The 478-nt window shown below is 45.4% G+C and carries 1 protein-coding gene; it reads left to right on the top strand.

All coding sequences use genetic code 11. The features are described 5' to 3' along the window. A partial coding sequence (locus A3761_RS26700) for a hypothetical protein (RefSeq protein ID WP_197472754.1) occupies positions 1–280 on the top strand: 280 nt, incomplete at its 5' end. Positions 281–478: the final 198 nt, after the last annotated feature.

Here is a 478-nt window from a genome sequence, read left to right as displayed (position 1 = left end):
CCTCAAACTCCTAAGCAAACTGCTCAAACAAGATATCGAAGCTTTTAGCGTTTCTTGGAACAGGCTCGATGGCTACTATCCAGCAGCACTTGCCACCATTCCTGAAGAAGAACTCAGAGCATCACTTCGTCAAATTGCTGAAGTAGAACTCGAAGCCTGTCGGCAAATTCAAATGCTGATCGGCAAGCAAGCTATGCACGATACCAAGAGTAGTATCGCCGCAAGAATAAGCCTTGCAAATCGCGTCATTGAAACACTAGAAAGCACGAGACAAAACTAAGCCCTGCATCGCACTTTCATTTAATCAAACTACGATGCTGGCAAAACTCTGACGAAAATTGATTTCAGGTATTCTGTTTCCGGAATTACTGGCAGTATTGGGTGATCTGCACCTTGGCCGCCCTGCTCAATTACTTGTAAGCGCTTTTCCAAAGTCTGGCCACTTACCGCAATAGCTTTCATCAAGGCTTCTCGCGAA

The sequence above is a fragment of the Oleiphilus sp. HI0123 genome (genome assembly GCF_001635315.1).
This window is presented reverse-complemented; position numbering and strand designations above follow the sequence as displayed.